The following is a 4831-nucleotide window of genomic DNA, read 5'->3' on the forward strand; positions in this document are numbered from 1 at the left end:
TGACTGGGCGTTTTGATCTCGTCCGCGTGGGATTAGCGTCATTTGGCTGGCAGCCTGCCAGGCCGGCAGCGCCGCCGACTCGTGGCTATCGGCACTGTTTGACCCGACTGATGCCGCAGCGATATGCCAGCTTCATTCCGCGGAACGTGTCTGGTTCAGAAAAGCCCTCATATCGTCGGACTACGGGTGCGATCCACCACAGCTCGTCCACAGTAGAGCTATGGCATGGCCGAGCGACCTGCCTACCCCTCCGACCTGTCCGACGCCCGCTGGGCGCTGATCGCACCACGGTTGACCGCCTGGCGCCAGGCCCGCACCGACGCCGGTGTCGGCGGACGTACCGCCAGCCACGACCTGCGGGAAATCTTCAACGCCATCCTGTACGTCAACCGCACCGGCATCGCCTGGCGCTACCTGCCCCACGACTTCCCGCCCTGGCAGACCGTCTACGGCTACTTCACCGCCTGGACCACCGACGGCATCTTCACCCACCTCAACTACCAACTCACCGGCCTGGCCCGCACCAAGGCCGGACGCGCCGCGCACCCGTCAGCCTGCGTCATCGACACCCAGAGCGTGAAGACCTCCACCAACGCACCCCTGCCCACCCAGGGCATCGACGCCGGCAAGAAGATCGTCGGACGCAAACGCGGCATCGTCACCGACACCCTCGGCCTACTCCTCGCCGTCGTCGTCACCGCCGCCAGCGCCAGCGACAACACCATCGGCATCAACCTGCTCGACCAGGCCAAAGCCACCTACCCGACCCTGACCAAGACCTGGGTCGACGCCGGCTTCAAGAACAAGGTCATCGAACACGGCGCCACCCTCGGCATCGACGTCGAAGTCGTCACCAAAGACCCGCAGATCCGAGGGTTCTCGGTGGTCAAACGCCGCTGGGTCGTCGAACGCGTGCGCCGTGAGGCGCTGATTGATCGAGTGGAGGTGAGAGACCTTCGCCGCCGGGCTGTCGCAGCAGTTCGGTGAAGCTGGGGGCAGCCTGATCCGGGAGGTGCCGGGGAGGGTGGCAAGCGGCCCCGACAACGCCGGGACGTGACCAGTACTGCCAGATGGCGCGGGTCCGGCAAGCGAGATGGAGAGGTATACGCGAGGAACCGGTGTCTGAAGCCTCCTAACGATCCCTACCAGCTCGAACCTGGCGGATATGGGCTGGGTGCGGTGCGTCCTGGTCCTCTTCTTTCGGGACGGGAACTTCCGTGCTGCTGACGTTCGACGGTTCGGGAGGCCACGGTGAAGTGCTGCGGGGTAGCCGTGGCGATGCCGCGGGGGTATAGCCGGGTGCCTCCTTCGTCGAGCGATCAGTCAGTGAACACGGGAACTCTCCCGGCTCTGCCCGGCAGCGTCTCGGCCAGAGACGACACGTCGGGCTGGGTCCACCGTCGGCCGATCGGGCCGGGAGAGGACGGAGCCGCCGTAGTACTCCGAGGCCGGGAGAGCCGGTCACATGGGGAAGGGCGGCAGCGAGATCGCAAGGGAGGTACTGCAATGCCCGAAGACACGGTGGTGGATACCACCGTCGCGTGGCCGACCCCGGAAGAGGCCTGGTCGCGGGTACGGGGAATGCAGATCAAACTGCACCGTTGGGCGGTGGCCGACCACGGTCGCCGGTTTGACGATGTCTACAACTTCGTCAGCGACCCGGCCACGCTGGTCGTGGCGTTGCAGCGGGTCGCCGGGAACGCCGGAGCCCGCACTGCTGGCGTGGACGGCGTCACCGCCGTGCACGTGAGCATGGCTGGGCCCGAGGTGTTCCTGGACCACGTCCGTTCCCTGCTGAAGACCGGCACGTTCCGGCCGCTGCCAGTACGGGAGAAGATGATCCCCAAGACCGGCGGGAAACTACGCCGGCTCGGGATACCGACCATCACGGACCGTGTGGTCCAGGCTGCGCTGAAGCTGGTCCTGGAGCCCATCTTCGAGGCGGACTTCCGGCCTTGTTCGTATGGGTTCCGGCCGAACCGGCGTGCGCACGACGCGATCGCCGAGATCCATCATCTGGCCACCGCCGGTTACCGGTGGGTGCTGGACGCGGATATCGAGGCGTGCTTCGACCGCATCGATCATCCGACCCTGATGGGTCGGGTGCGGGCGCGGGTGAAGGACAAGCGGGTGCTCGCGCTGGTGAAGGCGTTCCTCAAGGCCGGGATCATGACTGAGCTCGGCGAGCGGAACGAGACCACGTCCGGCACACCTCAAGGAGGGATCCTCTCACCACTGCTGGCCAACATCGCGTTGTCGGTTCTCGACGAGTTCTTCGCCGAGCAATGGGCCGCGATGGGCACCAACTGGCAGCGCAGGAAGCGACGCGACCGAGGGCTGGCGACGTGGCAGTTGGTTCGCTACGCCGACGACTTCCTCGTCCTGGTCCACGGCACCGAGCAACACGTCGAGGACCTGCGCGACCAGGTGAGCACCGTCCTGGCGACGATGGGCCTACGCCTATCCGAGCCCAAGACCAGGATCACCCACCTTGCCGACGGGGTCGACTTCCTCGGCTTCCGCATCGTCTGGAAGCGGAAACGAGGAACGAGCAAGTGGCATGTCTACACGTTCATCGCCGACAAGCCGGTCCAGGCACTGAAACGGAAGATCAAGTCACTGACCCGCCGGTTGTCGCACCTGAGCTACCGGGAAACGCTGGTGAGGATCAACTACATCCAGCGTGGATGGGCCAACTACTTCAAGCACGCGGTCGCCAAGCACACCTTCTCCCACCTGCAGAACTTCATCTGGTGGCGAGTGATCAACTGGGTGATGCGCCGCAACCGCATGACCTGGAGAGCCATCCAGCGATGGCTGCGCACCCCGCAAGGGTGGCAACCCATCGCCTTCGACGGGGTCGAGTTGTTCAAGATGGCGAAGGTCCCCGTGACCCGATACCGCTATCGCGGCACCAAGATCCCGAACCCCTGGCAGCCCACACCGACAAGCCCACCCCCAACGGCATGACCTCGTGGAGAGCCCGGTGCGGTGAGAGTCGCACGCCGGGTTCGGCGGGCGGGTCCGGGAAACGGACCTGGAGCAATCCAGGCACCGCGCCCGGGCCCGACCCAACAGCCTCGGCTGGATCATGCTGCACCGCCGACTGGCCCGCGACTACGAAGCCCTACCCGACAACTCCGCCAGCATGATCCGCATCGCGATGATCGACAACCTCACCAAACGCGTCACCAACGAAACCACCCCAACCTGGCGAGACATCTGAAGACGGCATCACTCACAAAATACGTGAATCAGACGCCCTCTAAGAATCCCTGCTACTAGGTGCCGGCTACAAAGTTGCGCAAGCCTTATTGGTCGATGGGTTCACCGGACTTGATCATGAAATCGGCTGTTCTGCGGTAGCTTGACGGGAGCGACCCAGCATGCCTGCTGGCGACGCTCCCGATCGACAAGCAGGTCAGTGCTTGGCTTTGGTGGACTGGACGAAGGTCATCCATGCGGTGGGGGAGAAGGCGAGGGCGGGTCCTGCCGGATCCTTGCTGTCGCGGACGGCGACGAGGTCGGGGAAGTTGTCGGCGACCTCGACACACGCGCCGCCGTTGTCGCCGCTGCGGGTGCTCTTACGCCACTGGGCGTCGGTCAGGTTAGCCATGGTGCACCTCTCCGATGATCTTGTTGATCAGATGCCTCGATTGTTGCTCATCAAGGGCGAGCGCATCGAGGCTTGCCCACACCTTTTCGTAGGCCGCGATCTCGTGTGAGCGGTCCAGGTAGAGTGCGCCGGTGAGGGATTCGCTGTAGACGACGGACGGCTCTGGGGTGGTCCGGTTGGTCAGCGGGAAGTCGAGCATCATGAAGGTCCCGGCGAGCGCGCCGTAGTGCGCTCCTGCGGACAGAGGCAGGATGCGGATGGAGACGTTCGGCAGTTCGGTGAGGTCGAGCAGGTGCCGAAGCTGATCAGCCATTACCGCACGGTTGCCCACTTGCTTGATCAGGAGCGACTCGGCGAGCACGGAGCTGAGCGTGGGTGCCTTCGGTAGCCGCCGTCGCAGGAGGCCCTGCCGCTCAAGTCGGACGCCGATGAACTGCTCCAATTCGTCTTCGCCTATGTCGGTGCGGTTTCGGAAGACGCCTCGGGCGTATGCCTCGGTCTGAAGAAGACCGGGGATCAGGGACTCGTCGAACCCACGTAAGCGGGAGGCGGCGGATTCGAGGCCGACGTACAGCTCGAACCAGTCGGGGATGGCGTCGCCGTAGGAGTGCCACCAGCCCTTGGCCTTGGTCTCCTGGGCCAGGGCGGTAAGGGCGGCGGTCAGTTCGGGGGTGGCGGCGTACAGCTCACAGAGGGCCTTGACGTCGACGGCGCGGGTGGGGCCGAGGCCGGTCTCGATGCGCCACATCTTCTGGCGGCTGCACTGCATGGCCTCGGCCGCGCCGTCGAGGGTCATGCGTGCTTCGGTGCGCAGGTCGCGCAGCGCTCGCCCGAGCTGTCGCCTGGGGACTGTCGATCCCATGTCGTCGGCCATCGGCCACCCCTCTCGTGTTGCATTTTGTTACATCCGGACGCCATCGGTGAAACGTGGATCTGTTGCCTGGAAACCGATTTCTTACCAGAGTTATCTGCGTGTGAGGCATTGCCGTCCTGACCCTACAAGACAACCCTGACATCGCTCATCGACCCGCAATTCCCATGCGCTGCAACTCGTGTGCCGGAGCGCCGACTGATGGGCGATGAGCTGCTGCGGGTCGGTGGGCAATCCTGCAACACCGCCCGATCCAAACATGCAACACGTCGGGATTGCGGAAAAGAAAGTCAGCGGAACTCGGCGCAATTATGCATTCAGGCGTTGCATTCTCCCCGCGTACT

3 protein-coding genes and 2 pseudogenes are annotated in these 4831 nt (G+C 64.6%); 3 read left to right on the forward strand and 2 right to left on the reverse strand.

The features are described from left to right. Nucleotides 1-225 precede the first annotated feature (225 nt). The 3 genes and pseudogenes from Vgi01_RS30150 to Vgi01_RS31060 form a co-directional block, all read left to right on the forward strand. Nucleotides 226-954: pseudogene (locus Vgi01_RS30150) on the forward strand (IS5 family transposase); the annotation flags it as partial. Between the two features lie 552 nt (nucleotides 955-1506). Continuing rightward, nucleotides 1507-2970: a group II intron reverse transcriptase/maturase gene (ltrA, locus tag Vgi01_RS30155; RefSeq protein ID WP_199180375.1), complete on the forward strand. Its 1464-nt coding sequence runs from the start codon at nucleotides 1507-1509 to the stop codon at nucleotides 2968-2970. Nucleotides 2971-3076: 106 nt separating this feature from the next. Further along, nucleotides 3077-3226 (forward strand): annotated as a pseudogene (locus Vgi01_RS31060) (IS5 family transposase); the annotation flags it as partial. Nucleotides 3227-3421: 195 nt separating this feature from the next. Here the strand turns inward: Vgi01_RS31060 and Vgi01_RS30160 are convergent. Both Vgi01_RS30160 and Vgi01_RS30165 read right to left on the reverse strand, forming a co-directional pair. Next, a complete protein-coding gene (locus tag Vgi01_RS30160) occupies nucleotides 3422-3616 on the reverse strand; it encodes a DUF397 domain-containing protein (RefSeq protein WP_204293324.1) in 195 nt (64 codons plus the stop codon). Beyond that, on the reverse strand, nucleotides 3609-4490 hold the full coding sequence (locus Vgi01_RS30165) for a helix-turn-helix domain-containing protein (protein ID WP_204293325.1): 882 nt from the start codon (nucleotides 4488-4490) through the stop codon (nucleotides 3609-3611). The genes Vgi01_RS30160 and Vgi01_RS30165 overlap by 8 nt, the downstream gene beginning before the upstream one ends. Nucleotides 4491-4831 lie beyond the last annotated feature (341 nt).

The organism is Micromonospora gifhornensis, assembly GCF_016863515.1.
GTDB lineage: Bacteria > Actinomycetota > Actinomycetes > Mycobacteriales > Micromonosporaceae > Micromonospora > Micromonospora gifhornensis.